Origin of the sequence: Aureimonas sp. ME7 (assembly GCF_903970965.1) — a bacterium.
GTDB lineage: Bacteria > Pseudomonadota > Alphaproteobacteria > Rhizobiales > Rhizobiaceae > Aureimonas.
In genome coordinates, this window is the sequence record NZ_CAJCKW010000001.1 from 369677 (window position 1) to 395479 (window position 25803).

Annotated in this window: 18 protein-coding genes; 6 read left to right on the forward strand and 12 right to left on the reverse strand. The window is 69.9% G+C overall.

Annotated features, from left to right (window positions below):
* Window positions 1-29: 29 nt before the first annotated feature.
* The 5 genes from H7A85_RS01710 to H7A85_RS01730 are packed head-to-tail and all read right to left on the reverse strand — an operon-like array spanning window position 30 to window position 6274.
* Entirely contained in the window at window positions 30-1760 is a 1731-nt protein-coding gene (locus tag H7A85_RS01710) for a biotin carboxylase N-terminal domain-containing protein (protein WP_182084150.1), read from the reverse strand.
* A complete protein-coding gene (locus H7A85_RS01715) occupies window positions 1757-3379 on the reverse strand; it encodes a carboxyltransferase domain-containing protein (RefSeq protein ID WP_182084151.1) in 1623 nt (540 codons plus the stop codon). The genes H7A85_RS01710 and H7A85_RS01715 overlap by 4 nt, the downstream gene beginning before the upstream one ends.
* An 8-nt stretch (window positions 3380-3387) precedes the next feature.
* Window positions 3388-4194, reverse strand: a complete 807-nt coding sequence (locus H7A85_RS01720) for a putative hydro-lyase (protein ID WP_182084152.1) — start codon at window positions 4192-4194, stop codon at window positions 3388-3390.
* A gap of 15 nt (window positions 4195-4209) precedes the next feature.
* Complete coding sequence (locus tag H7A85_RS01725) at window positions 4210-4986, reverse strand: 5-oxoprolinase subunit PxpA (protein ID WP_182084153.1); 777 nt, start codon at window positions 4984-4986, stop codon at window positions 4210-4212.
* 13 nt (window positions 4987-4999) lie between these two features.
* The gene (locus H7A85_RS01730; RefSeq protein WP_244630876.1) at window positions 5000-6274 is read right to left on the reverse strand and encodes an NRAMP family divalent metal transporter; all 1275 of its coding nucleotides are present in this window, start codon (window positions 6272-6274) and stop codon (window positions 5000-5002) included.
* A 367-nt stretch (window positions 6275-6641) separates the two neighbouring features.
* Between H7A85_RS01730 and H7A85_RS01735 the strand changes: the two genes are divergently transcribed.
* A complete protein-coding gene (locus H7A85_RS01735; protein WP_182084154.1) occupies window positions 6642-7310 on the forward strand; it encodes a GntR family transcriptional regulator in 669 nt (222 codons plus the stop codon).
* A gap of 10 nt (window positions 7311-7320) precedes the next feature.
* On the opposite strand, the gene H7A85_RS01740 is transcribed toward H7A85_RS01735, so the two are convergent.
* From H7A85_RS01740 to H7A85_RS01760, 5 genes are read right to left on the reverse strand one after another with little or no spacing between them, the layout of a single operon-like run.
* The gene (locus H7A85_RS01740; RefSeq protein WP_182084155.1) at window positions 7321-9357 is read right to left on the reverse strand and encodes a hypothetical protein; all 2037 of its coding nucleotides are present in this window, start codon (window positions 9355-9357) and stop codon (window positions 7321-7323) included.
* Window positions 9354-10502: a VWA domain-containing protein gene (locus H7A85_RS01745; protein ID WP_182084156.1), complete on the reverse strand. Its 1149-nt coding sequence runs from the start codon at window positions 10500-10502 to the stop codon at window positions 9354-9356. The genes H7A85_RS01740 and H7A85_RS01745 overlap by 4 nt, the downstream gene beginning before the upstream one ends.
* Complete coding sequence (locus tag H7A85_RS01750) at window positions 10499-12973, reverse strand: DUF5682 family protein (RefSeq protein WP_182084157.1); 2475 nt, start codon at window positions 12971-12973, stop codon at window positions 10499-10501. The genes H7A85_RS01745 and H7A85_RS01750 overlap by 4 nt, the downstream gene beginning before the upstream one ends.
* A complete protein-coding gene (locus H7A85_RS01755) occupies window positions 12973-14076 on the reverse strand; it encodes an AAA family ATPase (protein WP_182084158.1) in 1104 nt (367 codons plus the stop codon). The genes H7A85_RS01750 and H7A85_RS01755 overlap by 1 nt, the downstream gene beginning before the upstream one ends.
* On the reverse strand, window positions 14073-17945 hold the full coding sequence (locus H7A85_RS01760; RefSeq protein WP_182084159.1) for a DUF4132 domain-containing protein: 3873 nt from the start codon (window positions 17943-17945) through the stop codon (window positions 14073-14075). Before H7A85_RS01760 ends, H7A85_RS01755 begins: the two co-directional genes overlap by 4 nt.
* 301 nt (window positions 17946-18246) lie before the next feature.
* On the opposite strand from H7A85_RS01760, the gene H7A85_RS01765 reads away from it, so the two are divergent.
* On the forward strand, window positions 18247-19473 hold the full coding sequence (locus H7A85_RS01765; RefSeq protein ID WP_182084160.1) for an MFS transporter: 1227 nt from the start codon (window positions 18247-18249) through the stop codon (window positions 19471-19473).
* A 5-nt stretch (window positions 19474-19478) separates the two neighbouring features.
* On the opposite strand, the gene H7A85_RS01770 is transcribed toward H7A85_RS01765, so the two are convergent.
* The gene (locus H7A85_RS01770; protein ID WP_182084161.1) at window positions 19479-20222 is read right to left on the reverse strand and encodes a hypothetical protein; all 744 of its coding nucleotides are present in this window, start codon (window positions 20220-20222) and stop codon (window positions 19479-19481) included.
* A 218-nt stretch (window positions 20223-20440) separates the two neighbouring features.
* On the reverse strand, window positions 20441-20845 hold the full coding sequence (locus H7A85_RS01775; protein WP_182084162.1) for a host attachment protein: 405 nt from the start codon (window positions 20843-20845) through the stop codon (window positions 20441-20443).
* Between the two features lie 159 nt (window positions 20846-21004).
* Between H7A85_RS01775 and H7A85_RS01780 the strand changes: the two genes are divergently transcribed.
* The 4 genes from H7A85_RS01780 (at window position 21005) to H7A85_RS01795 (ending at window position 25559) form a co-directional block, all read left to right on the forward strand.
* Window positions 21005-21733, forward strand: a complete 729-nt coding sequence (locus tag H7A85_RS01780) for an SDR family oxidoreductase (RefSeq protein ID WP_182084163.1) — start codon at window positions 21005-21007, stop codon at window positions 21731-21733.
* Between the two features lie 236 nt (window positions 21734-21969).
* Window positions 21970-22977, forward strand: a complete 1008-nt coding sequence (locus H7A85_RS01785) for an ABC transporter permease (protein ID WP_182084164.1) — start codon at window positions 21970-21972, stop codon at window positions 22975-22977.
* A 49-nt stretch (window positions 22978-23026) separates the two neighbouring features.
* Window positions 23027-23959 carry a sugar-binding protein gene (locus H7A85_RS01790; protein ID WP_182084165.1) on the forward strand — a complete coding sequence of 311 codons (933 nt, stop codon included), beginning with the start codon at window positions 23027-23029 and terminating at the stop codon, window positions 23957-23959.
* Between the two features lie 70 nt (window positions 23960-24029).
* Window positions 24030-25559, forward strand: a complete 1530-nt coding sequence (locus H7A85_RS01795) for a sugar ABC transporter ATP-binding protein (protein WP_182084166.1) — start codon at window positions 24030-24032, stop codon at window positions 25557-25559.
* Window positions 25560-25803 lie beyond the last annotated feature (244 nt).

Genomic DNA, 25803 nt, shown 5'->3' on the forward strand with positions numbered 1-25803 from the left:
TTCGGCCACAATGTCGATCGCTTGCGGCTTCAGCTCGGGCGGAACACGATCCGGGCGAGCGGCTCGCCAGCCTGGAGATAGGCCCCCGCCTGCGCGACAAGTTCGATCACGCCGCTGATCGGCGCCGTCACCTGCGTTTCCATCTTCATCGCCTCCATCACGGCGATCACTTGGCCTTCCTCCACGGGCGCCCCGTTCTCGACGCGCCAGCCCTGGAGAGTTCCCGCGACGCTGGCCCCGACAAGGCCGGGATCGCTCGGCGCTTCCGTCTCGATGCCCGCGCCGCCGGCGGGAGAGCCGAGGCGGGCGAGGAAGGCGGCCGGAAGGCCCAGAACATGGCGGCGCCCGTCGAGCTCGACCGGCACGCGCAGCATGGCCGGCCCTTCGGCCGGGGCGGGGCGGGCGGCGGCTTCCAGTTCGGCCGCGAAGTCCGTCTCGATCCAGCGCGTGTGGACGCGGAACGTGTCGCCCGTAAAATCGTCCGCTTCCAGAACCGCGCTGTGGAAGGGAAGAACCGTCGGAACGCCTTCGATCGTGAACTCGGCGAGCGCGCGCCGGGCACGCGCGATCGCGATCTCGCGGGTCGGTCCGGTGACCACGAGCTTGGCCATCATGGAGTCGAAATGGCCGGGGATCACCGAACCCGACACGACGCCCGAATCGACGCGCACGCCCGGTCCCGCCGGCGGCTCGAACCGGTCGATCGGCCCAGGCATCGGCAGGAAGCCGCGCGCGGGATCCTCGGCGTTGATGCGGAACTCGATCGAATGGCCGCGCGGCTCCGGCGTTTCGGTCAGTTCGAGGCGTTCGCCGTCGGCGATGCGCAACTGCTCCACCACGAGATCGAGGCCCGTGGTTTCCTCCGTCACCGGATGCTCGACCTGAAGCCGCGTGTTGACCTCGAGGAACGAGATCGTGCCGTCCTGCCCCAGGAGGAACTCGACGGTGCCCGCGCCGACATAGCCGGCCTCGGCGCACACGGCGCGCGCACCCTCGTGGATGCGCTCGCGCTGTTCCGGGGTCAGGAAGGGGGCGGGCGCTTCCTCCACGAGCTTCTGGTTGCGGCGCTGGAGCGAGCAGTCGCGCGTGCCGACGACCAGCACGGTCCCGTGGCTGTCGGCGAGGATCTGCGCCTCGACGTGGCGCGGCCGGTCGAGGAAACGCTCCACGAAGCACTCGCCGCGCCCGAAGGCGGCCTCGGCCTCGCGGGTGGCGGAGGCGAAGAGCTCCTCGACCTCATCCAGCTTCCAGGCGACCTTCATGCCGCGCCCGCCGCCGCCGAAGGCCGCCTTGATGGCGATCGGCAGCCCGTGCGCCTCGGCGAACGCCAAGGCCTCCGCCGCGTTCGCGACGGGGCCGTCGGAGCCCGGCACCAGCGGCGCGCCGACGCGGCTCGCGATCTCGCGCGCGCGCGTCTTGTCGCCGAGCGCCTCGATGACGGATGCCGCCGGGCCGATCCAGGTCAGGCCCGCATCCACGACGCCTCTCGCGAACTCGGCGCGCTCCGACAGGAAGCCGTAGCCCGGATGGACCGCGTCGGCGCCGGTGCGCTTGGCGATGTCCAGAAGCTTGCCGATGTCGAGATAGGTCTCGGCCGGCGTATCGCCGTGGAGCCCATGGGCTTCGTCGGCAAAGCGCACATAGGGCGCGTCGGCGTCGCAATCGGCATAAACGGCCACGGACAGGACGCCGTGGTCGCGGCAGGCACGGGCGATGCGCAGCGCGATCTCGCCGCGATTGGCGATGAGGACTTTCTTCATGGGACAGCCTGTTCGGATGTAGGGGCGATCTCGGCGAAGGAGCGGATCGCGCGAAAGCGGATGCGCGCGCCGACCGGGATCTGCGCGGCAAGGTCGAGATGGTGTTCGGCGAGCGTTGCGATCACGGGGTAGCCGCCGGTCAGCGGATGATCGGCCAGAAACAGAACCGGCTGACCGTTGTGGGGCACCTGGATCGCTCCGTTCGCCGTGCCCTCGCTCGGCAGCTCGGCCTTCGGGTCGAGCCGCTCCAAGGGAACCTCGCCTTCGATGCGAAGGCCGACGCGGTTGGACAAGGGCGTGACGGTCCATTCCTGCGCCGTCAGGGTCTCGATGCCGGCCGCCGTGAACCACTCCGTTCGCGGACCCATCACGACGTCGAGCACCACGGTGTCGCCGGGGGCGGGAAGGCCGGGGGGTGGGCTCTCGGGCGCGCCGACGGCCGTATGGCCGGCAAACGGAAGGACGGCGAGGCTCGCGCCGGCGACGACGGGCTCGGGGCCGAGGCGAGCCAGCGAATCCACCGACGCCGAGCCGAGCACCGGGGCGACGCGAAAGCCGCCGCGCACCGAAAGGTAGGTGCGAAGCCCATGGCGGGGGGCGCGAAGCGTCACCCGGTCGCCGACCTCCAGCGGCACGGGGCGCCCAGCAGCGGTTTGCCTCGCGCGCCCGGCAGCGTCCCGGATTTCGAGCACGGCGTCCGTGCCCGCGATCGCCACCACGGCCGGTCCGTCCGCTTCGAAGGCGAAGCCGCCGGCAACGATCTCGAGCGCGGGCGTGCCGACGGGATTGCCGACGAGGCGGTTCGCCGCGTGGAGCGCTGCGCGGTCGAGCGCGCCCGACGCCGAAACGCCCTGCGCCGCCTGTCCCGGTCGGCCTTCGTCCTGGAACAGCGCCGGCATGGGGGCGGCCGTCACGCGCAAGCTCGTGCCCTCGTGCGCCCGTGCCTCGCTCGTCGCCTTCGCGCGCGCAGCCTCCGTGGCGGCGATCGCCTCGAACGCCTCGCGGGAGGGAAGCTGCGTGAAGCGCACGCGCGTTCCCGGCTGGAACAGGGTGGAAGGATCGCGCACAAGATCGAACATCCGGAGCGGCGTCGTGCCGATGAGCTGCCAGCCGCCCGGCCCTTCCTGCGGATAAACGCCGGCGAAATGGCCCGCGAGCGCCACGGTTCCCGCCGGAATGCGGGTGCGCGGGCTTTGGCGGCGCGCCACGTGAAGCGCCGGGTCGCCGCCCACGAGATAGCCGAAGCCCGGCGCGAAGCCGGTGAAGGCGACGGTGTATTCGCTGCCCGTGTGCCGCGCGATCACCTCGTCCACCGACAGCCCGGTGAGCGTGGAAACGTCGGCAAGATCCTCTCCGTCGTAGACGACGGGAATCTCCACCAGCCGATCCGAGCCTTCCATCTCGGCCGAAATGTCCCGCGAGCGAAGATCGGCGGCCAACGCCTCCATGTCCGGTGGGGTGCCGGGCCGGAAACGGACGAGGAGCGTGCGCGCCGCCGGCACGATCTCCTCGATCGCGGCGATGGGCTTGGCTTTCAGCGAGGCAAAAAGCGCGAGCGTCTCACCGAGATCGGCGAGCTCGACCAGCACCGTGCGAAAGCTGACGGGAAGGATGCGCATGAAGCTTCTCAAACGTGATAGGCGGCGTCGGGAACGTCGGTGACGAACATATGGCCGGGCGCGTGGGTCACCGCGAAGGGCACGCGCGAGGCCATCACCGCCGCCTGCGGAGTGACGCCGCAGGCCCAGAACACCGGGATCTCGCCCGGCTCGATGCGCACCGCGTCGCCGAAGTCGGGCCGGGCGAGATCCCGGATACCGAGGCTCGCGGGGTCGCCGACATGCACGGGCGAGCCGTGGACGGCGGGAAAGCGCCCGGTGATCGTCGCTGCGTCCGCCACGCGCGCCGCCGGGATCGGGCGCATGGAAACGACGAGCTGGCCGGTCAGCCGGCCCGCCGGGCGGCAGGCCCGGTTGGTCAGGTACATCGGCACGTTGGAGCCGTCCGCGATATGGCGCACCTCGATGCCGGCTTCCTGAAGCGGGGTTTCGAAGGTGAAGGAGCAGCCGATCAGGAAGGAAACGAGATCGCCCGCTTCCTCGAAAGCGGCGCCGGCATCCGTCACTTCCTCGGCCAGCTTTCCGTCGCGCCAGATGCGATAAAGCGGGATGTCGCGCGCGACATCGGCCCCTTCCGCCAGCACCGTGGAGCGCGAGCCCGCGTCGGTGACGTCGAGCACCGGGCAGCTTTTCGGGTTGCGCTGGGCATAGAGCAAAAAGTCGTAGGCCCAGTCCCGCGGCAGCGAGATCATGTTGGCCTGGGTGGCGCCCGGAGCCACCCCGGCTGTCGGCTCGACGAGGCCGCCGCGATAGCGCGCCCGCGCCGCGCGGGCGGCCGAGCGCATCTCGTCCAGCTTGGCGTCAACGAGGTTCATGACGCTTTCCTCCCTTCAGACCGGCGCGAAGGCCAAAACCGCAAGGCCGTCCGCTTCCAGGCGCTCGCGCACGGCCTTGGCGATCGCCACGGCGCCGGGACTGTCGCCGTGGACGCAGATGGAATCCGCCTTCAGGTGGATGGTGGAGCCGTCGATCGCTTCCAACTCGCCGGTCGCGGCCAGACGCGCCATGCGCGCGGCGACGAGGCCTGTGTCGTGGATGACGGCACCCTTTTCACGGCGCGAGACGAGCGTGCCTTCCGGCGTATAGGCGCGGTCGGCGAAGGCTTCCGAGACGGTGCGCAGGCCCATGCCCTCGGCAAGCCGCACCAAGGGCGCGTTGGCGAGGCACATGAGGATCAGCGACGGGTCGGCCCGGAGGACGGCGTCGACGACGTCCCGCCCCTGGCGCGGATCGCTCGCGATCGTGTTGTAGAGCGCGCCGTGGGGCTTGACGTAGGTGACGCGCGTGCCCGCGACCTCGGCCAGGCGCTGCAGCGCGCCGATCTGGTAGATCACGTCGGCGACGAGATCCTCGGACGCCACGTCCATGTTGCGCCGGCCGAAACCCCCCTTGTCGGGATAGGACACATGGGCGCCGACCGCGACGCCCTGCGCGGCTGCTGCCCGCAGCGTGCGCAGGATGCCGGCCGGATCGCCGGCATGGAAGCCGCAGGCGACGTTGGCCGACGACACGAGCGACAGCATCGTCTCGTCCTCGCCCATGGCCCAGGCGCCGTAGCTTTCGCCCAGATCGCTGTTGAGGTCGATCGCGGTGGTGGTGGTGGTCATGTCGGCTTCTCCCTCAGCGGCCCAGGAAGGCGAAGATCGGGCCGATCGAGCGATAGCCCATCCACCAGGTCAGCGCGGCGGTCGCCACGCCCAGCGCGAAGAGCCAGGTCGGATGGCGGTAGTCGCCCATCAGATCCTTCCGCTTCCACGCCGCGAAGAGGATGATGGACAGCCCGATCGGCAGGACAAGCCCGTTGAAGCCGCCCACGAACACGAGAAGCGAGGCCGGCGTCGTGCCGATGAGGAGGAACACCGCGAGCGACACGCCGATGAAGACCACGGTGGACCAGGACCGCGCGCGGTCGCTCATGCCGGGCTTGAAGGCGGTGAGGAACGACACCGACGTATAGGCCGCGCCGATGATCGAGCTCATGCCGGCGGCCCAGAAGATCAGGCCGAAGACACGGAAGCCGAACTCGCCGACGGCATGGCCGAAGGCCTGCGCGGCCGGGTTGGCGGTGCGGCCCGACAGGTCGAGCGTCACGCCCGAGGATACGACGCCGAGGATGCCGAGGAACAGGATGAAGCGCATGATGCCCGTCACCGTGATGCCGTTCAGCGCGGCCTTGGTGACGGCGGGAATGTTCTCCTGGCCGACGAGACCCTTGTCGAGAAGGCGGTGGGCGCCGGCATAGGTCAGGTAGCCGCCGACCGTACCGCCGACGATGGTGGTGATGGTGGGGAAATCGATCGTGTCGGGCCACACGGTCTGCCGCAGCGCCTCGCCGACCGGGGGGCTGGCGGAATAGGCGACGAAGAGGATCAGCGCGATCTTGATGACGCCGAGCGCGATCATGGTGCGGTCCATGACGCCGCCGGCGCGCTTGTTCAGGAAGATGCCGATGGCCAGCAGCGCCGACAGCGCGCCGCCGATCTTCGGATCGAGCCCGACCAGCGCGTTGAGGCCGAGGCCCGCGCCCGCAACGTTGGCGATGTTGAAGAAGAGACCGCCGAGGATCACCAGAAAGGCCAGAAGATAGCCCGAGCCGGGCACCGCCGCGTTGGCGATGTCGGACGCGCGCATGCGGGTCGCCGCGACGATGCGCCAGATGTTGATCTGGACGATGTAGTCGATCACCACCGAGGCCAGGATGCCGAAGGCGAAGGCGGCGCCCATCGTCTGGGTGAAGGTCGCGGTCTGGGTGATGAAGCCGGGGCCGCTGGCGGCGGTCGCCATCAGGAACACGGCCGAGATGAGCGCGAAGCGCTGGGACTCGTTGCCGCGTCCGAACCGCGACGATGCGGCGGGCTCGGCCCTTCGGCCGGAAGTAGCTGGATCCATCGTCATGCTCCGGTCGAGGCGGCGCGCGCCCGAATTGCGGGGAAATTGCGGCGCAACCTTCCGACGAAAGAACAGGAACGTCAATATTGTTCAACGATTTTTGCATCCCTGTCCTGCGATATGAGCATTTCGCAGGCAGGATGCTCGTTCGGTGTTCAACGCAAAGCCCACCTCGCAGGCGGAGACACGATAGGGGGCAGGTAGGGACGCTTTGTGTGTTTGCGTCCCGGCGCGGCTTGATGTCGGGCGGGGCATGGCCGAAGGTCCGCTGCGATTCGATCGAGGGATGCGAGGAACGGAAGATGCCGGCGCGCGACGGGACGAGAGCCGGCTTCCATGCCCGGCGCGAAGCGACGGGGAGGGCGACAGAACCATGAGCGTCGCCGATCCCCTCCCGCCGACCCTGACGCTGACGACGCGCATCTGCGCGCAACTGCGCGACCGGGTGATCTCCGGCGAGTTCCTGCCGGGTCAGCGCTTGTCGGAAAGCGCGCTTTCGGCCGATCTCGCCGTTTCGCGCAATACGCTGCGCGAAGCGTTCCGCCTTCTCACCAAGGACGGCCTCCTGCGCCACGAGCCCAATCGCGGCGTCTTCGTGGTGACGCCCGACCATGCCGCGGTGATCGACATCTACCGGGTCCGGCGCCTCGTGGAATGCCGCGCGCTCGCGCAAGGGGAGCCGGGCCATCCGGCGGTTCGGCGCATGCGCGCGGCGGTGGAGCGGGCGATGGATGCGCGCGAGGCGGGCGACTGGCGGGTCGTCGGCAGCGCCAACATGGCGTTCCATGCCGCGATCGTGGACTTGGCGGACAGCGCGCGCCTTGTCGCCTTCTATGCGCAGATCGCGGCGGAGCTGCGCCTCGCCTTCGGCCTCTTGGATGCGCCGGAGTTTCTCCACGCCCCCTTCATCGAGCGCAATCTCGCCATTCTCGAAGCGTTGGAAGGCGGCCGCGCGGAGGAGGCGAGCCGCATGCTGGACGACTATCTCCAGCGCTCCGAGCGCCTGATCCTCGGCGCCATGTCGCGCACACGGCCGGCCTGAAGGCCGTTTCTCAATCGCGGGGCGCGACGAAGGGCAGCGCGGGCTCCAAGCGCTGAAGCGCATCCAGCGCATGAACGGCGACGAGGAGATGATGGGCGCGCGCATCGCGCGACGCCGAGGCTAGGGCGCCGAGAAGACGGGCCGGCGTTTCGAAGCCGGCAAGCCGCATCTCTCCCGCGAAGCGCTCGATGCGCGCAAGGCGCTCGGGGTCCTCCATCCGCCCGCCGAGTTCGGCCAGCGCCAGAAGTTCGTCGGCGGCCGCCCCCGTCTGTCGGTAGAGAGGTGATGCGGCGGCGACGGGCTCTAAGCGGCGTGCGTTTCGCTCCGCCATCCCGTCGCGCAAGGCGTCGAAGCGCCGCGCCCAGTCGCCGAAGAAGGAGCGCGCCGGGGCCTTGCCCTCCCGGTGGGTCGGCAGATCCAGCGAGCGCAGCGTTTCGCCTGCGATCGCGATGGGCTCCAGCACGATCGCGCCTTCGCGCGCCCGGACGAGAACGCAGAGGATGGGCACGGGCCGGGCGCGGCGGGCAGCTTCCAGCGCCTCGATCCGCGCTTCCAGCCGGTCGTCGGCGGGGAGCTCCAGCGACAGCCAGAGCCCCGCCGCATCCCCGACCGGCCAGCGCACGCACTGCGCCAGGGTGTCGAAGGCAGGGCGCTCGACCTCTACCGGGCGCAGAAGCACGAGCCGGGCGCCGGGGCGGGCGCGAAGGCTCGGCCGCGCGGATTGGCGCAGGGTCTCGCGCAGCTCGCTCCAATCGCTCGAAACCGCGCCGGAGGCTTCCACGATCCCGCTCCACGAGCCGGGTTCGCGCGTCGCTCGTCCCGCTGCGCTGGACAGGCGACCGCCGGGGCGGGCGGCCCCTTCCACGAGCCGGAAGGCACCGGCCGACAGCTCGGCGAGCGTTGCTCCGAGCACCGGTTCGAATTGTGCTGCCTCCAGCGGCGAGAAGCCGGGATCGGCCCCCGCTGCCCTCGCCAGCGTCAGCGCGAAGGGCGCGCCGTCATCGAGGCGCAGGAGATGGGCCGTCGCGCCGCGCCCGCCGGTGGTCCCGCGCCAGAGTTCGAGGCCGCATCCGAGAAAGCGCGTCGGCGGGAGCGGCTCCCCCACCTCGCGCGTGGTGCCGCCGAGTCCTCGATCGCCTCCCTCGCGCAGCGCTTGCGTCAGGGCATAGGCACCCGCGATGCGCCGCAGCGTCACGCCCGGCTCCTCCGTTTCCAGCCGTTCCCGGTGCCGGCGAAGCGCGGCGGCGATCGCTCGGAGTTCGGCGGCAAGGCGCGGCATGGTCTCGATGCGCGACGACAGGGCGAGATCGCCGATCCGCTCCTCCAGCGCGGCAGGCGCGGCGGAAAGCCCCGAGCGCGCCGCCTCGCGCAGGGCGGCGGCCACCGCGTCCGCCACGGGGGAGGGGGCGTCGGGCTCGGGTTCGCGATCCCTGGCTCCCGCTCCGATCATTTCGGGCCGCCGGATCGCCAGGACGGCGGCGGCATGGAGCGCCGCGCGTTCGCGCGCCTCCGCCTTGGACACGAGCCCGCCCGGCCCCGCGCCGGCGGGCAGGAGCACGTCCGGCTGGCCGGCGATGCGCACCGTGACGAGTCCCGGCGTCGGCGTGATCGCGACCTCGCCGGGGCCGAGGCCGGCGAGGAGCGCTTCGGCGCGCACCAGGGCGGCGCGGCCGAAGGCCTTGGCGAGCGCCGTCTCGCTCCAGGCGTGGATCTCCGCCATGGCGTCCGGGGCGGGGGCGGCGTCCGGCGCCGTCGTTTCCACCGCCTTGCCCGGCGGCGCTTCGCGCAGCGCGATCACGGCGGTGAGGATATGCCGGCAGGCGCCGGTGGCGGGACAGGTGCAGGTGGCACCCGACAAGGGGCCGGGGGCAAGGCGCACGGTTTCCCCGTCCACGGCGAGAATGGCGGTGCCTTCCTCCCAAGCGGGTTCGTCGACGAGCCCGGCTTCGGCGTCCCGCCTCGCCCGGCGCACGAGGCCTCGGTTGGCCGCCGCTTCCAACACCTCGTCGGTGATGGAGGCGGCGGAAAAGCGTGCTGCCCCGCTCATCGCATGTGCCCCGCGACCCACTGCGCGAAGTGTTCGGGCGTCAGGGCGGCGATCTCCATGCCGGCCTCGACGAGCCGTTCGGCCGTGTCCCGGTCGTAGGAGGGCTTGGCCTCCTCGTCGATCGCAGCGAGCCCCAGAAGCTTGACCCGCGCGCCCGCGAGGCGCCGCGTCGTGGCGAGAAGCGCGCCGAGGGAGGCGCCCTCGCAGAAGTCCGAAACGAGGACGAGAAGCGTGCGCTCCGGTGTGGCCACATGGCGCGCCTCGCAATAGCTGAGCGCCCGGCCGATATCCGTGCCCCCGCCGAGCTGCACCGACATCAGAACATCCACCGGGTCTCCCACCCGGTCCGACAGGTCGACGATCGCGGTGTCGAAGAGGACGAGCTTGACGTCGACGGCCGGAAGCTGGCTGAGGATCGCGGCCATGACGGCGCTATAGATCAGCGAGGTCGCCATGGAGCCGGACTGGTCGATGCACAGGACGATGCGCCAGGGCAGGTGACGGCGCATGGCGGCGTGGAAGCGCAGGTGCTCGACGACGAGCGCTTGGCGTTCCGCGTCCCAGTTCCGGAGGTTGCGCCGGATCGTTTCGCGAAAGGCGAGATCGCGCGCCGAGCCCTTGAGGCCCGTCGTCGCCCCGCGCCGGCGCGCACCGGACAGGGCGCGGCTGGTCTGGAGGCGGAGGCGGCGCGTCAGCTCCTCGACGACCCGCTTGGCCACCTGCCGGATCTTGGCCTCCACCGCCGGGTCGGAGCGGCCGCGATGGGCAAGGAGCGAGGCGAGGATCGCGGGGTCAGGCTCGAGTTCGGCCAGCGCCTTGGCGTCGTCCAGGATCTCGGTCATCCCGAAGCGGGCGAGCGCATCGGTCTTGACGATGTCGAGCACGCCTTGCGGAAACAGCTCGCGCATTTCGCCGAACCATTCGGGCATGGTCATCCGAGGCGGCTCGTTGCTGCCGCGCGGGGACTTGCGCCCGCCATCCAGCCGAATGCCGCGCCGCCGATAGCCCTCGCCGTAGATCCGCTCCAGCGCACGGTCGCGCCGAAGATCGGCGCCCGAACAGCACGCGCCCATCGAGCGGTCGGCGAAGCGGCCGAGAACGAGGCGCCAGCGGCGCAAGGCCTCGTCGGGCGTGTCCTGGCTCATGCGGTGTGCGCTCCGGCTTGCGGCTCCAGCCAGGCGCCGAGCCCATCCTCTCGCCAAAGCGCGACGAGCTCCGCGTCGAGCCGCGCGCCCTCGAGAAGCTCGGTTTCGGAAAGGTGGTCGGGGAGGCGCGGCGCGAGATCGAGCGCGCTTGCGTGGCCGCGCGCGATCTCGGCGGCGAGATCGTCGGTTTCGCCGGGCGCGAGGCTGGAAAAGGCGTAGCGCAGGCCGGGCAGAAGCTGGAGAAAGTCCTCCGCCGACAAGGCGGCCATCGCTTCGTCCACGGCAGCCAACAAGGCCGGTACGCGGCGCAGGAGCGCCGGCTGGACGGCCAGGACCCCGACCAGCGGCTCGGTCCGTCCCTTGGGCTCGCCCCCGAAGCGCAGCGCGCCGGCGATTGCGGTGCCAAGCTCCTCTGCCGTCAGCCGCCCGGCGAGATAGGACAGCGCGGCGACGGCGCCCGCGACGCGCGGCTCCAGCGCCGCATCGCTTAGATCTGCGATCCCCTCGTCCAGAAGGTCGAGGGCGAGGGCGGGAAGGTCGCTCTCGCCGCTGCCTGCCCCTTCCGCGACGTCGTTGAGGGCGGCGAGCGCCGAAACGAGTGCCGGCACGTCCTCCTCGCCCGCATCGCGAAGGTTCGGCAGGAGGTCGATCGCGCGGGCGTAGGCAAGACGGCGCAGGCGGCCGGGGTCGTCGGTGTCCGCGAGGCCGAGGATGCGCCGGCCTCGGCACAGGTTGTCGAGGGCGGCGAGCGTCGAAACCGTGCGGCCGAAGTCGGGGTCGGCTCCGATCGCCTCGCCGATGGCGCGCACAAGTGGGCCGCAGGCGCCCGCCATCCCGGCCTGCGCCGCGGTGACGAGAAGGCGCACGGCGGCGGCGGCGTTCCGCTCCTCCGCCCTTTCGCTCAAACGGGCGATTTCGCGCCGGAGAACGGCGACCGCGACCCGCTCGATCGTGTCGCCGTCCGTGCAAAGGGCGACGAGCCGCGTTTCCACCGCCGGCGTCCAGCGATAGGTCCATTGCTCCGTGATGATGTCGGTGGACACGCCCCCGCTCCAGTCCGGCCCCTGCCGGCACTGCGCGAAGGGGGTGCCGAGAAGCACCATCGCATGAAGGAAGCGGCTGGCGGCCAGATGTCGGGGCTTGCGGTGGAGGTCGAGCGCACGAGCGCGCTCGGTGCCGTCCTCGACGTTGAACCGGAGGGCGCGAGCTCTGGCACGCAGGGCCTCCACCAGCGGTGGGCTTCCGGCCGCGCGGGGCACCTCGCCGATCCCCTCGCCGCCGAGCTCGAGGCCGAGCATCTCCATCAAGGGCGAGCCGTAGCGCGGGTCCTCGTCCTTGACGAGACAGGAGCGGGCGGCGTCCACCACCTCGCAGCGGCCGGGGCCGGGAAGGCCGCGAAGCGAAGCGAGGCCCCGCGCATGCGCCAGCGTTTCGACGAGGGCGGGAAGCGGCGGCGCGAAGCCGGGGCGCTCGGCGCGAAGGCGCTTGGCGAGCGACAGGACGAGATCGCCCGCCGCCGCCTCGCCGGGATCGGCGGCGCCGGCACCGGCCGCCGCGGCGAGCCGCTCGTACCAGCGCGGGCTCGGCATGCCCGCCCCGTAGCCGTTGATCCGGTTCAGCGCCTCGTGGGTGTAGCGCACGAGATAGGGCGTGGCGGGCGCCGGCTTCGGGATCGCGATCTCAGCCACATCGGGCGGATCGAGCAGCACCGGCGTATGGAAGCCGCCGGTGACGACGGCGATCGGGCCGTCGCCGGGGGTTTCCAATGCCTGGGCCACCGCCGCGCGCATGAACGTCTCGCGTGGGCGCGTGTCGTCGTCGGCGATCTCGGCCTCCGGCGTCAAGAGGCGCGTCAGGAAGCAATGGACGCCGATGTCGCGAAAGAACAGGCGCCAGTCCCGGTCCGCGATGCGGCTTTCGAACAGACGGTCCCAGGCCTCGTTGAAGTCGCGCGCGCAAAGGCGCTTGACGAGGGCGTCGGCGTAGCGCCCGCCGGCCAGCGCCTCCTCGCCCGTCAGGAGGAGCGGGGCGGGGGGCTCGTCGGGTCTTGCCTGGTTTGCCCGTTCCTCCTCCAGCGCCAGCCGGGTGCCGCTCGGCAGGTCGGCGAGGAGGATAGGGATGCCGGCGGCGTTCGCCCAGCGCAGCGCGGTCCATTCCGGTGCACTGTCCGAAAACGGCCAGTGGGCGACGGGGACGCGCTCGCCCCTGGCCTCGGTTATGGAGACGACGGACACCGGGTTGCGTGTCTCGGGATGGGCGAGAAGAGGCAGGATCGGCCCGAAGTCGGCCGGCATCTCGATCACCAGAGCGCGCGGGCGCGTCTCCGCGAGAGCCTGAGCGAGATGATGGGCGCAGGCCGGCGAATGGTGGCGGATGGGAAAGAACAGGCAGCCCCGCTCGCCCGCAAGGAGCCGTTCTCCCCAAGCGCTGAAGCCTTCGGATGCGAAGGCGGCCTCCGTCGAACCCGCCATCAGCCGAGCCTGAGCGCGCGCGCCGCCTCGTAGAAGGAACGCCAGTCGCCCGACGAGCGCGCCCGGTCCTTGGCGACGTGATCGACATAGGACTTGAACTTGGCGCCGTCGGCCGGATCGTCCTTCAGGACGACGCCGCCGATCTGGCGCGCCAGATGGCCGCCCGTCACCTCGCCGCCCTGCAGATAGACCGCTTCCAGCGCCGCGGCATGCGCGACGTTGACGGCCTCGGCGGTGGACATCACGGCGGCGGGCTTGGGGATCGCGACGCCCTCGCGCGTGCGCCCTTCGCGCAACTCCTGGAAGCAGGAGACGAGGATGTCGAGTGCGGCCGGCGGCAGTTTGGCCTCAGTGCCTGCCCCGGTCATGCGGTCGGCCAGACGGCGCTCGATCAGCTCACGTTCGAAGGCCGGGTCGCCGATCGGATGCACGGTCTCGAAGTTGAAGCGGCGCTTGAGCGCGCTCGACATCTCGTTGACGCCCCGGTCGCGCAGGTTGGCGGTGCCGATGACGTTGAAGCCGGGCGCGGCGCGCACCACGGCCTCGTCCCCGAGTTCGGGAATGGCGATCGTCTTTTCCGACAGGATGGAGATCAGCCCGTCCTGGATCTCGGGCGCGCAGCGCGTCAGCTCCTCGATGCGCACGATCGTGCCTTCCTGCATCGCCTGGAGAACGGGCGAGGGGACGAGCGCCTGCCGGCTCGGCCCTTGTGCGATCAGGAGCGCGTAGTTCCAGCCGTAGCGCAGGTGGTCCTCCGTGGTGCCGGCCGAGCCCTGCACAACGAGCCGCGTCGAGCCCGACACGGCGGCGGCCAGAAGCTCGGACAGCATCGACTTCGCCGTTCCCGGCTCGCCGACCAGCATCAGCCCCTGTTCGCCCATCAGGCTGACGATCGCGCGTTCCACCAGCGCGTCGTCGCCGTAGAACTTTCGCGACACGCCGAGCGCCTCGTCGCCGAGGACGAAGCTTCGCACGGCGCGCGCCGATAGGCGCCAGCCGGGCGGCTTCAGGTTCTTGTCGGCCTCGGACAGGCGCTGCAGTTCGCCGGCAAAGCGCACTTCCGTCGCCGGGCGCAGAACGGCCGTTTCCTCCACGTTGCTCACCAGCCGCCCTTCTTTTCGTGCTCGGGGTCGAAGCCCGTCCCCTTAGCCGCGATCTCGCGGTAGTCGTTCCAGGCTTCGGACACGAGGACCGGCGGCACGTCGCTCAAAGCGACGCCGCTTCCCCCGCCCCAGCGCGAGACGCGCTCCGGTCCGGACGGCTCGAAGGCGAGCGTCGTCAGGTATTTCGGCACCCGGTCGTTCTCGCCGACATAGGAGCCGCTGAACTCTATCACGGCGACAAGCCCGGAGTCGGGAAAGCTCTTCTCGTACGCGTAGAAGCCGGCGCCGTCCTCGACCGAGCCGCGGATATAGCCGAGATTCTCGGCCGCCGAGCGGAGGGTGAGGTTGTCGATCATGTGGCCGCGTCGGTCGTCGATGACGCGTGCTTCCGCTTTCGTCTCGCCGGGCGCGGGGCGCTGGAACTGCTCGAAGAGCGGCGACACTTCGTAATCTTCGAGATGCTGCGTCCAGGCGGCGGACGCCTCGTCGCCGAGGCTCGCACGATGCGCGATGCCGATGCCGGCGAAACCGTCGATCTCCACGCGCTCGTCCTCGGCATCGGTGAAGGTGCCGTCGTCGAGGGCGCGCAGGCTCTGCACGACGTTTCCTTGCGCATCGTGCCCGGTCAAAACCAGACGGCGCAGGAGATGGTTCATCACCGGATGAGCCAAGAGAAACGACTGGAAGTCCGCCACCGGCCAGATCCGCCCGGCGCACATCGCCTCATAGAGCCGTCCAGTTTGGAGCTCCACGGTCTGCTTGAGTTCCTTCTTGGCGGCCGACAAGGCGCCTTTCGCTTCCTTTGCCTCAGCCGCCTCGTCCGGGTCGCTCGGCGAGGGAAGCGATGCGACCGGCTTGCCGTCCGGGTTCTGAAGGGCGAGGCGCAGTTCGGGTGCGCCGGTCTTCTTGGCCTTCACCGTTTCCAGCCGGGCGCGGAACGTGCGCTCGCCGACGGGGAGTTCCAGCGTGCCGGTCTCGTCGAGGCCGACAGCGGGAATGGTGCGGTCGGCGAGTTCCGCCGGGCTCCAGCCGCGCTCCTCGGCGAAGCGCGCGGTGACCTCGCCGGCATATTTGCGAAGGCCCGGCTGCTTGTGGCGCTGCGAGGCGGCCAGCACCAGCTGGAGCGAGGCGGGCTCGGGCTTGGCCATTAGCATGTCCACCAGCGCCCGGCATTGGTTGGCCCGCTTGCCGTGGTCGCGCAGGTAGCGCTTGACGATCGCCGCCGCATCCGCCGCCGGCGCGTAGGCGGCGAGCGCCAGGAGCCCGCGATGGTCGAGCGCGCTGTTGAGGTAGACGGCGAGCTTTTCGCGCCGAAGCTCGGCGAAGGCGAGGTCTTCGGTGAAATCCTTCTGCCAGCGCTGGCGATATTCGGCCGTGCGCTTGGCGTTCTCGGCGGCATAGGCGTTGGCCTCCTCGCTGGAAGGGCGGGCGGTGTCGAAGGCGACGAAGGCGTTGAGGATCTGGAGCCCCAGCCGCTCGGCGTCACCCCGGTCGAGGCGCTCCAGCGCCATGTGGAGGAGCGGGTCGCCGCCGGCGTTCTTCAGCTTGTGGGCGCGCACGAACCACCAGCGCACGACCTCCGCCGGTACCTCGCGCCCGTCCGCCCAATGAAGCGCGGGCAAGGCTTCGGCGTCGAACAGGGCGGAAAAGTCCGCCTTGGTCTTGGCGAGACCCTTGCGCGCGTCGGCAAGAAGCTTGTCCTCGGAGAACTGGTCGGACACGTCGTCGCCGCACAGGGCCAGCGCCGAGATGATGGCGGCCGTGGCACCGACCCCCTTCTCCTTTTCCAGCGCCTTGCGAAGGGCGGGAACGGCGGCGTCGTCCCGGCGCTCGGCCAGCCACCGCGCACCGGCGATGCGTGTCGCCTCCGCGCCCGCTTCCAGCATCGGGGTGATGACAGGCGTCAGTTCCGCGACGTCGCGCAGGAGCCAGCGGGCATAGTCGCGCCCGCGCTTCTGGCCTTGCGCCGCACGGTCCACCACGACGGGGAAGTAGCGGCGCGGCAGCTTGGGGAAGAAGCTGAGCGCCAGAAGGCCGAAATCGGCGCCCTGGTCGCGCAGGCGTCCGGTCGGTCCGCCGAACGCCTCGTCCAGCATGGCCGGCTCCGCCATCAGGACGGGCCAGACGGTTTCGTTGGTAGGCACGCGCGGGCGTTCGGGCAGGTTGAACCAGCGCCCCTTGGTTTCCCGGAACAGGGCGGACATGGCGTAGCCGCTCCGTTGCGCCGCTGCCTCGAAGATCCGCAGGTCCGCGCCGGCGCCGTAGCGCTTCTGCAGCTCGAAGCCGGCTGGCGAATAGGCGTGGCCTTCGGAGCCGAGCGCCGTGCGCAGGACATCGGCCGCCGCGCGCTCCTGCCGGATCGCGAAGACGAGATTGGCGAGTGCCTCGATCGAGACGTCGCTGCGCGAAAGCAGGGCCGCCAGCTGCTTGGAATGGGTATCGCGCGCCTTGCTGCTCCAATATTCCAGCCGAGGATCGATCACGATGCGAGCCGCGCCCGCCTCGTCGTCCGACAGGGGCGCCCCCTTCATCGCGGCGACCACATGGCGCGCGGCGGCCGGATCGACGGGCGGCCGGAAGGGTTTGGCCTTGCGCTGGTTCCATTCCTTGCCGACCGGGGTGCGGGCGTAGTCGTCCTGCGCCGCCGCGTTGGTCGCTTCCAGCACGGCGCGCAGCGCCCCTTCCAGATCGGCCGGCAGGGGAGGCTCCGCTTCGGATGCGGTGGTCGGGGCGGAAACGAAGCTTCCGTCGAAGGCGACATATCCGTCCGGCCCATCGGCCTGACCCTCCGGCCCTTCGCCGCCGACGGCCGCGCTCGCTCGCGCCGTGGCGATGGCCTGGAGCACCGCCTTGGCCTTTTCGCCGCCTGCCTCGTGCGCTTCGAGAAGGGGCAGGGCGTCCGACCCGAGGCGGGCGAGGAGCACGTTGACGGCGGCCAGCCGATCCGCCGACTGCTTGGACCCGAGGGCCTCGGCCGCCTTGTCGCGGATGCGCGTCTCGTCGGAGGTGGCGAGCGCCGCGATCGCCGCCTCGCGCGCGGTGCGCGCGCTGTTGCCGGCGCTGGCGAAGACGAAATCGAAGAAGCGCGGCTCGGCGTCGATCAGCCCTTCGCGCGCCAGGAACTGGATCATCACCTGCCGACCCGTGGAGCCGAGGGCGGCGATCGCCGCGACCGCCTCGCTTGGGGCCGCCGCGAGCGCTTCCGTAAAACCCGGCATCGCGAGATAGCTGGGCGTGTGGCGGTCGTAGGACGAGGTCTCGCCGCCGGAGAATCCGCAGTCGATCAGGGCAGGGAATGCGCTGGCCTCACCGTCCTCCAGCATGGCGAGGATGCGCGGCGCGGTCAGGAAGCCGAAGCCCTTCCGGTCCCGGTTCTGGTGGTTCTGGAGCTTTCCCGCCACGATATGAACGAGGGATCTCGCCCAGGTCGGCGAAGCGTCGGTGCCGGGATAGTTCCAGCGATAGCTGCTCGACATCGCCTGAAGGGCGAAGAGCTCGCCGTAGCGGCGCAGGACGCCGGGGTCGAAGCCTTCCAGATCCAGAACCACGCGTTCGCGCGCCTTGGCGTGACGTTCGTAGTCCTTGGGGTTGTCCGTATGGGCGCCGTGGGGCTCCAGCACCTGATACGTTTCCCAGTAGCGGGGATGGCCGGACTGCAGAAGGTTGCCTAGACGCAGGAGAAACGTCGCGTCCTCGCCAGTCAGGACATAGCGCGCCGCCGCCTCGCCGAGATCGGGCTCGATTCGGTTCAGAACCGAAAGATCGGCGGCGATCGCCTTCTCATCGGCCGCCGTCAGTCCCCCGACCGGTGAAGGATCCTCCGCCGGACTACCGATCCCGAACAGTTTCTTGAGGCTGGCTCCGATCATTCCGATCCTCCTTGGGCACCCTCTTCCGCAGCGGGTGCGAAGCGCACGCACGCGTTGCGCTCAACATGGGCGGGACGGGGCATGGCTCAAGGGTTCTGCCTGCCGTCGAGTGATCACCGGTTGTGTGATTGGCCGGCAAACGACATCCTCACCATTCCTTATCAATGTGCAACCATTGCGGCATGGCGGGTTCGCGAGTCGGGTGAAGGTTCCATGTGGCGCTTCGTGAGGCCGAGGCGCATAAGGGGCACGGGGGCCCTTACGTCGCGAGGGCTGCCGCGTCCGAGTAGGGAGGGCCTCGATGAACATTGCCGCCGCCGCACCAGCAAGCTTGAAGCCGCGCACCTACATGGCGGTGCTCGGCACGCTCGGTCTCGCCCATCTCCTGAACGATCTTCTCCAGTCGCTCATCCCGGCGATCTACCCGATCATCCAGCGAAGCTACGGCCTCGACTTCCGCCAGATCGGCCTCATCACCCTGACCTTCCAGATCGCGGGATCGCTGCTCCAGCCGCTGGTCGGCGCCTATACCGACAATCGCCCGGCCCCTTATTCGCCGGTGGCCGGCATGGTGTTCACCCTGTCCGGCCTTCTGGCGCTCGCCTTCGCGAGGAGCTACGAGTTCATCCTCGTCGCGGTGACGCTGATCGGCATCGGCTCCTCGATCTTCCACCCGGAAGCCACGCGCATGGCACGCTATGCGGCCGGCGGCCGGCAGGGTCTGGCGCAGGGCATCTTCCAGGTCGGGGGGCAGGCGGGCGGCGCGCTGGGTCCGGTGTTCGCCGCGCTCGTGATCGTGCCGCTCGGCCAGCCGAGTCTTGCCTGGTTCGCGGCGGGCGCGCTTCTGGCGATGGTGCTGCTCACCTGGATCGGGCGCCAGCAGCGCGAGATCGCCCAGCATTTCGCCGCCATTCGCGCCGCCACCGCCCAGCACGCAAGCGGCCAGCCGGCCTATGCGCCCGCCACCGTCGCCGTCGGGCTCGTGGTGCTGACGCTCCTGATGTTCTCCAAGAACGCCTATATCGAGAGCTTCCGTTCGTTCTACACCTTCTATCTGATCGAGCGCTTCGGGCTGACGATCCCCGCTTCGCAGATGATGCTGTTCGTGTTTCTCCTGTCCTCGGCCGCCGGCGCGCTGATCGGGGGCATCGTCGGCGACCGGATCGGGCGCTACCGGGTGATCTGGATCTCGGTGCTCGGCCCCCTGCCGCTGACGCTTCTCCTGCCCTATGCCGACCTCTTCTGGACGGGCATCCTGACGGTCGCCATCAACCTCGTGATGGCGAGTGCCTTCGCTTCCATCCTGATCTACGCGATGGAACTCCTGCCGAACCGGATCGGGCTGATCGGCGGCCTGTTCTACGGACTGAACTTCGGCTTGGGTGGCACTGCGGCCGCGCTTCTCGGCGGGCTCGCCGACGGTTACGGGATCGAGGCGGTGTATCGCTTCTGCTCGTTCCTGCCGCTCGCGGGGCTGCTCGCCTGGTTTCTGCCTCGGCTGGAGGGAGACGGTGCCAAGGCGCGATAGCGCCTTCAGTCCGTCCTGCAGCCGTCCGGTCGGGGATACCCTTCCGGCGGGCAGAAGCCGAAGCCGCGAATCGCGGCGGGAGCGTCGAGTTCGGGCACGATCTCCAGATGGCTGAGGTCGGGCGCGGCGCCGTCGAAGCGGATCCGTGCCGAGGCGTGGACGGGACCGGCCGTGATGTCGTTCAGAAACGGAAAGGCTGCGCGGATATCGGCCCGGTCGGCCCAGGCGGGACGGTCGGCCACCGTGTAGGTGAAGCGCAGGATGGGGGCGGGATCGAGCGTTCCGTCGCCTTCCAGATAGACCCAGCCGGGCGCGGGGCGCCCGTAGCAGAGCTTGACGAGGCGCCGGTCGCCGAACGGCTCGGTCTGCATGAAAGGGCCGGCCGCCTCGCTCATGCGATAGAACGGGTAGGGCCGCTCGGTGGGCGCTTCACCCGGCGGGAGCGGCTCGATCAGACCCGACGCCGCGAGCGCCCTGACGCTTGGCAGCGATTCCGACGTGCCGTACATGGCGAAGGGTTCGGGACCGTCGAGAACCGTGGCGCACAGGCGCTCGCTCGCCAAAGATCCCTCCAGTGTGCGCATCGCCGAGCCGTCGTCGACGGCCGCTCTCGCGAGGCGCCTTGGGTCGGTCAGCTTCTCGTGGATCGACCAGGCGCCGAACCCGGCAAGCCCGAGAAGAAGGCCGAACCCGGCCAGACAGGCGCTTCGCTTCAGCAGCCTGATGTTTCGTTCACGGCGCCCTTTCATTGGTCGCTCGGCGCCATCGGGCAAACGGGGAAGCCGGCACCTTCAGCGGGTTTAGCCCAGCGCTTCCCTATCCCGCAGAGGAGGGGAAGCGCCGTCGTCGTCGGATTCGTCGTCATCGATCGAGGCTAGCCCATTCCCGCCTGCAGCCCAACCGCTGCTCGAAGGAAAGGGCAAGAGGGAGGCCGCCTCGTCGGCGGTCTCCCCTCCTCAGGGCGGTGTCAGGCCGCGGCGATCGCCTTTTCGATGTCGGCGCTGGTCTGGCCGGTGAGGTCCTTCGAGATTTCGCCGACGAGCGCGTCCTTCAGCTTGACGTGGTAGTGCTTGCGCATCTCGCCGAGCGCCCGGGGCGCCGCGATGACCACGATCTTGGAAATCTTGCCGCCGATGGCCTGCTGGTTGAGGACATCGACGACGCCCGCGACGAACCCGTCCTCGTCCTGCGTGTCGTCGTCGGGATTGGCCGCGCTGCTGGCGTGTCCCTTGCCCCCACTCTTGTTGTCGGTGTCGATCGGGCCGACGGGCAGCGCGGACAGCTTCGGCGAGGCCTCGTCGCCCCCGTTCTGGAACAGGCTGAGCTTCTGGCCGTCCATCACCGCAACCGTCGCACCCTTGGGAATTTGCATGTCGTTCTCCGTTTTCGGCGAGCGGATGTCCGCCGCCTTGTCCGTCCGGTCAACGCGGACGGGGCCGAGATGGCTCCCTGGCGGACGCACGAGGCGGGCTTGTTCCCCGGCCCGGCGTCCGGTTAGCCTCGTGCCGTCGGCAAGGTCTGGGAGGACGGCATGGACGAACGTTTGCAGGGGCGCGTCGCGCTGGTGACGGGGGCGAGCTCGGGGATCGGCCGGGCGACGGCGCAGCTTCTGGCGGGGGAAGGAGCGAGCGTGGTTCTCGTGGGGCGCTCGGCCGAGCGGCTCGGCCGGACGGCGGGCGAGATCGAGGGAGAGGCGCTCGCGATCGCGGCCGATCTCGCCGTGCCGGGCGAGGTCGATCGCGCGGTGGCCGAGGCGCTTGCGCGCTTCGGGCGCATCGACATCCTCCTGCCCAATGCCGGCCTCTACATTCCCGGCGACGTGGCGGAGGGGAACCCCGAGCGCTGGGAGGAGATGATCGCGGTCAACGTCTCCAGCGTGTTCCGCCTGGTTCGCGCGGTTCTGCCGGGCATGATCGAGCGCCAGGGCGGCGACATCGTCGTCACCTCCTCGATCTCCGGCCATCAGGCGATCCACTGGGAGCCGATCTATTCCGCCTCCAAACACGCGATCCAGTCCTTCGTGCACGGGCTTCGCCGACAGGTGTCGAAGGACCGGGTGCGGGTCGGGGCTGTCGCGCCGGGCATCGTCCTCAACGAGCTCTGGGGCTACGACGACCCCGCCGCGATCGAAGCCAAGGTCGAGGCGCGGGAGGGCCTGCGCTCTGAGGACATCGCCGAGGCGATCCTCTTCATGCTGACGCGCCCCCCGCACGTGACGATCCGCGACCTCGTGGTCCTGCCCCAGAACCAGGACATCTAGGCCGATCGTCCGCCCCGCGCGGAACCGCTTGGGAGCGGCGCCTCGTCCGGCGCGGCGGGCCGAGAAAGACTCCGCCGATGACGGTTGCGTTACCCGGCGGAGGCGATAAGCTCCCGTTCATCAAGTGGAGCGTCCTTGGGAGGGGAAGTCTGCATGATGTCGTGCGTGAGCTTTGCCTTCCGATCCGTCCTTGCGCTTTCGCGACGGCTTGCCGCCGCCGGGCCCGGTGCGTGCGCATGAGCGCGACCGGCGCTTCCGCGCAGGAACGGCTGAAGGCGCGTCCGAGCCTGGCCCGGCGCCTTCTGCGCTCGCGCGAAACGGGCATCGTCGGGGCGTTGGCGATCATGATCGTCGGCCTCACGCTGTTCCAGCCCGACTTCGCCAGCACCGACAACCTTCTCAACGTCGCGCGCAACGTGTCCTTCGTCGGCATCGTGGTGCTCGGCCAGGCGATGGTGATGATCACCGGCGGCATCGACCTGTCGGTCGGTAGCGTCTGGGGGCTGTCGGCGGTGTCGGCGGCCGCCTTCATGGCGGCCGGGCTCGGCGTCGTGCCGGCCTGCCTTCTGGCGCTCCTGATCGCGGCGGCCTTCGGCCTGTTCAACGGGCTTTGCGTCACCAAGCTGCGCATGCCCCCCTTCGTGCCGACGCTCGCCACCATGAGCATCGCGCGCGCGCTGGCGCTCGTGGTCACGCGTGGCAAGGCGATCGACGAGTTTCGCCCGTCCTACGACGACCCGTTCTTCGCGCTCGGCGGCGGCGACACGTTCGGCCTGCCCAACCCGTTTCTCGTCTTCGTGGTGCTGTCGATCGTCATCGGCATCGCCCTGTCGCGCAGCGTCTACGGCCGGCAGCTTTATGCCGTCGGCGGCAACGAGCGCGCCGCGCGCCTCACCGGCCTGCCCGTCGATCGGCTGAAGATCAGCGTCTATGTCGTGTCCTCGGTTCTGGCCGGCATCGCGGGCATCATCGAGGTCAGCTACCTGTCCTCGGCCATTTCCAACCAGGGGCTCGGCAAGGAGCTGAGCGTGATCGCGGCGGCCGTGATCGGGGGCACCAACCTGACGGGCGGCGAGGGAACGGTGATCGGCGTCTTCGTCGGCGCCGTGATCCTGGAGGTCCTGCGCAACGGCCTCGTGCTTCTGGGAACCGACGCCTACTGGCAGGGCGTCTTCGTCGGCTCGGTGATCGTGCTTGCCGTGTTCATCGATCAATTGCGGAAAGGCGTGTGGGGGAGCCGCTGAGGAGGCGGAACGCGCGCCGACAAAAAGGGAGAAGACACAAGTGAAGCGCATGCTGTTTGCCACCATCGCCCTCGCCGCATTGGCCGCTGCCGGTTCCGCCGGGGCGCAGGAAAAGGTCTTCGCCCTGGTGCCCAAGGCGCTCGGCGTTCCCTTCTACGCCGATGCCGAGAAGGGCTGCGAGGAGGCCGCCAAGAAGATCGGCGCCACCTGCCTCTTCACCGGCCCGGCTCAGCTCGACGACGCCGAGCAGGCGCGCATCGTGCGCGACCTCATCACCCGCAAGGTCGCCGGCATCTCGATCGCGCCCAACAACGCCGAATCGATCGCCAGCGTGATCGCGGCCGCGCAGGACAAGGGCATTCCCGTCGTCACCTTCGATTCGGACGCGCCCAAATCCAAGCGCACCGCCTTCATCGGCACCAACAACGAAGCCGGCGGCGAATCGGCTGGCGAAGCCTTCGCCAAGGCGCTGCCGAAGGGCGGCAAATACGCCGTCCTCACCGGCGGGCTTTCGGCGGCCAATCTCAACGACCGCATCAAGGGCTTCAAGTCGAAGCTCGACGGCTCGTTCACCGAGGTCGCGGGCTCGCCCTTCTCCTGCAACGACGATTCCAGCGCCGCCGTGCAGATCATCCAGGACGTTCTGGCCAAGAACTCCGATCTCGACGGCATCTTCTTCGTCGGCGGCTGGCCGATGTTCGCGCCCCAGGCCTACGCGCGCGCCGTCAAGAACAAGGTCGAGGACCTGAAGGCCGGCAAGTTCGTGATCGTCTCGTTTGACACGCTGCCGACGCAGGTCAAACTCCTGAAGGACGGCTATGCGACGACGCTCGTCGGCCAGCGCCCCTACGCGATGGGAACTGGCTCGGTGGAGCAGCTCGACAAGCTGAGCAAAGGCGAGACCGTGCCGCCCGTCACCGATACGGGCGTCGACATCGTCGACAAGACCAACGTCGACAAGTTCATGGCCGCCGCCCAGTAGCGCATCCTCCGGCGGATGCTTCGCGGCAGCCGCCGGATCGCCCCCGACGTTCCAAAGGACCCGAGCCGCCGTGCCCGCATTGCTGCGCGTCGAAGACGTTTCCAAGAGCTTTCCGGGCGTCCAGGCGCTTCGGGACGTGACGTTCGAGGTCGAGCGCGGCAGCGTCCATGCCATCATGGGCGAGAACGGGGCGGGCAAGTCGACGCTGATGCAGGTGATCGCGGGCGCCTTCGCGCCGACCGCCGGGCGCCTTCATCTCGACGGGCGCGAACTGTCCCTGTCCGGCACGAAGGACGCGGCGGCGCAGGGCATCGCGATCGTGTTCCAGGAGCTGATGCTCGCGCCCAACCTGTCGATCGCGGAAAACATCTTCCTCGGGCTGGAGCCGAGGATCGCCGGCGTCCTCGTGGACCGCACGGCGCTCCTGACACAAGCGCGGACGGCGCTCGCCCGGCTCGGCGTCGATCTCGACCCTGGCACCCGGCTCGGCGATCTCACCATCGCCCAGCAGCAGCTCGTCGAGATCGCCAAGGCCCTGGTGCACGAGCCGCGCCTCCTCATTCTCGACGAGCCGACCTCCAGCCTTTCGGAGGCGGATTCGCTCGCCCTGTTCCGCGTGGTCCACGACCTTCGCGAGCGGGGCGTGACGATCCTCTACATTTCCCACCGGATGCGAGAGGTCTTCGGCAACTGCGACGCCGTCACCGTGCTTCGCGACGGGCGCCACGTGCGCACGATGCGCCTGTCCGACACGACGCCCGAGGAGGTCGTGCGCCTGATGGTCGGGCGCGATCTCGCCGATGTCGGGCGCATCCGTCCGGACGAGGGCGAGCGGCCCGTGGTTCTGTCCGTCGAGGGTTTGGGCGACGGCGAGCGATACCGGGACGTGTCCTTCGAGCTGCGCCGGGGCGAGATCGTGGGGCTCGCCGGGCTGATCGGGGCGGGGCGCTCCGAACTCGCGCTCGGCCTCTTCGGCGCCCCGCCGCCGAAGACGGGCCGCATCCTCCTGGACGGGAGCCCGGTTTCCATCGCCCGGCCGCAGGATGCGATGGCGCTGGGGCTCGGCCTCGTTCCCGAGGACCGCAAGGGGCAGGGGCTGGTGCTCGGCATGGGCGTTGGAGCCAACCTGTCGCTTGCCGCTCTCGGGCTCGGGCGCATCTCGCGCGCCGGCTTCGTGCGGGCCGGCGAGGAGGCGGGGCTGGTGGAGCGCTATGTCTCGCGCTTTCGCATCCGCACGCCCGGCACCGAGCAGCCCGTCGGGCTCCTCAGCGGCGGCAACCAGCAGAAGGTGGTGCTGGCCAAATGGCTGGCGGCGAACCCGCGCGTCCTCGTCGTGGACGAGCCGACGCGCGGCGTCGACGTCGGCACCAAGGCCGAGATCTACACGCTCCTGCGCGATCTGGCGCGCGGCGGGCTCGCGGTTCTCGTCATCTCCAGCGACCTGCCCGAGATCATGACGATCTCCGACCGCATCCTGGTGATGCGCGCCGGGCGCCTGGCCGGGGAGATCGGCTTCGACGAGGCGTCCGAAGAGCGCATCATGGCACTGGCCGCGCTCGAGCAAGAGGAAGGCGCCGAGAGGCGAGCCGCAGGCCGGTGAAGCGGGCGAACGATCGCATCGGGCTCGGGGGTTAACCTTTCGTTAGGGATGTGGATCCAGGCTTTCCCCACCGGAAAGAGGATCCTCCCGATGAAAAACCGAAACGCATCCCCCTCCCTCGGCATCACCGTCGCCATGCTCGTCTGCGCCTTGCCGCTCGTCGTGGTTCTCGTGGCGTGACGCCTGCCCTCGGCTTGTCGGCGAAGACTTCACGGCTTGTTATCTGTCTTTTGGAGAGGCTACC

Excerpts from the sequence above, each read along its gene's own strand:
- H7A85_RS01775 (WP_182084162.1), bottom strand. The coding sequence starts at position 20,845 with ATGCAAATTCCCAAGGGTGCGACGGTTGCGGTGATGGACGGCCAGAAG.
- H7A85_RS01710 (WP_182084150.1), bottom strand. The coding sequence starts at position 1,760 with ATGAAGAAAGTCCTCATCGCCAATCGCGGCGAGATCGCGCTGCGCATC.
- H7A85_RS01720 (WP_182084152.1), bottom strand. The coding sequence starts at position 4,194 with ATGAACCTCGTTGACGCCAAGCTGGACGAGATGCGCTCGGCCGCCCGC.
- H7A85_RS01740 (WP_182084155.1), bottom strand. The coding sequence starts at position 9,357 with ATGAGCGGGGCAGCACGCTTTTCCGCCGCCTCCATCACCGACGAGGTG.
- H7A85_RS01725 (WP_182084153.1), bottom strand. The coding sequence starts at position 4,986 with ATGACCACCACCACCACCGCGATCGACCTCAACAGCGATCTGGGCGAA.
- H7A85_RS01745 (WP_182084156.1), bottom strand. The coding sequence starts at position 10,502 with ATGAGCCAGGACACGCCCGACGAGGCCTTGCGCCGCTGGCGCCTCGTT.
- H7A85_RS01730 (WP_244630876.1), bottom strand. The coding sequence starts at position 6,274 with ATGACGATGGATCCAGCTACTTCCGGCCGAAGGGCCGAGCCCGCCGCA.
- H7A85_RS01780 (WP_182084163.1), top strand. The coding sequence starts at position 21,005 with ATGGACGAACGTTTGCAGGGGCGCGTCGCGCTGGTGACGGGGGCGAGC.
- H7A85_RS01715 (WP_182084151.1), bottom strand. The coding sequence starts at position 3,379 with ATGCGCATCCTTCCCGTCAGCTTTCGCACGGTGCTGGTCGAGCTCGCC.
- H7A85_RS01750 (WP_182084157.1), bottom strand. The coding sequence starts at position 12,973 with ATGGCGGGTTCGACGGAGGCCGCCTTCGCATCCGAAGGCTTCAGCGCT.
- H7A85_RS01765 (WP_182084160.1), top strand. The coding sequence starts at position 18,247 with ATGAACATTGCCGCCGCCGCACCAGCAAGCTTGAAGCCGCGCACCTAC.
- H7A85_RS01770 (WP_182084161.1), bottom strand. The coding sequence starts at position 20,222 with ATGAAAGGGCGCCGTGAACGAAACATCAGGCTGCTGAAGCGAAGCGCC.
- H7A85_RS01760 (WP_182084159.1), bottom strand. The coding sequence starts at position 17,945 with ATGATCGGAGCCAGCCTCAAGAAACTGTTCGGGATCGGTAGTCCGGCG.
- H7A85_RS01785 (WP_182084164.1), top strand. The coding sequence starts at position 21,970 with ATGAGCGCGACCGGCGCTTCCGCGCAGGAACGGCTGAAGGCGCGTCCG.
- H7A85_RS01735 (WP_182084154.1), top strand. The coding sequence starts at position 6,642 with ATGAGCGTCGCCGATCCCCTCCCGCCGACCCTGACGCTGACGACGCGC.
- H7A85_RS01790 (WP_182084165.1), top strand. The coding sequence starts at position 23,027 with ATGCTGTTTGCCACCATCGCCCTCGCCGCATTGGCCGCTGCCGGTTCC.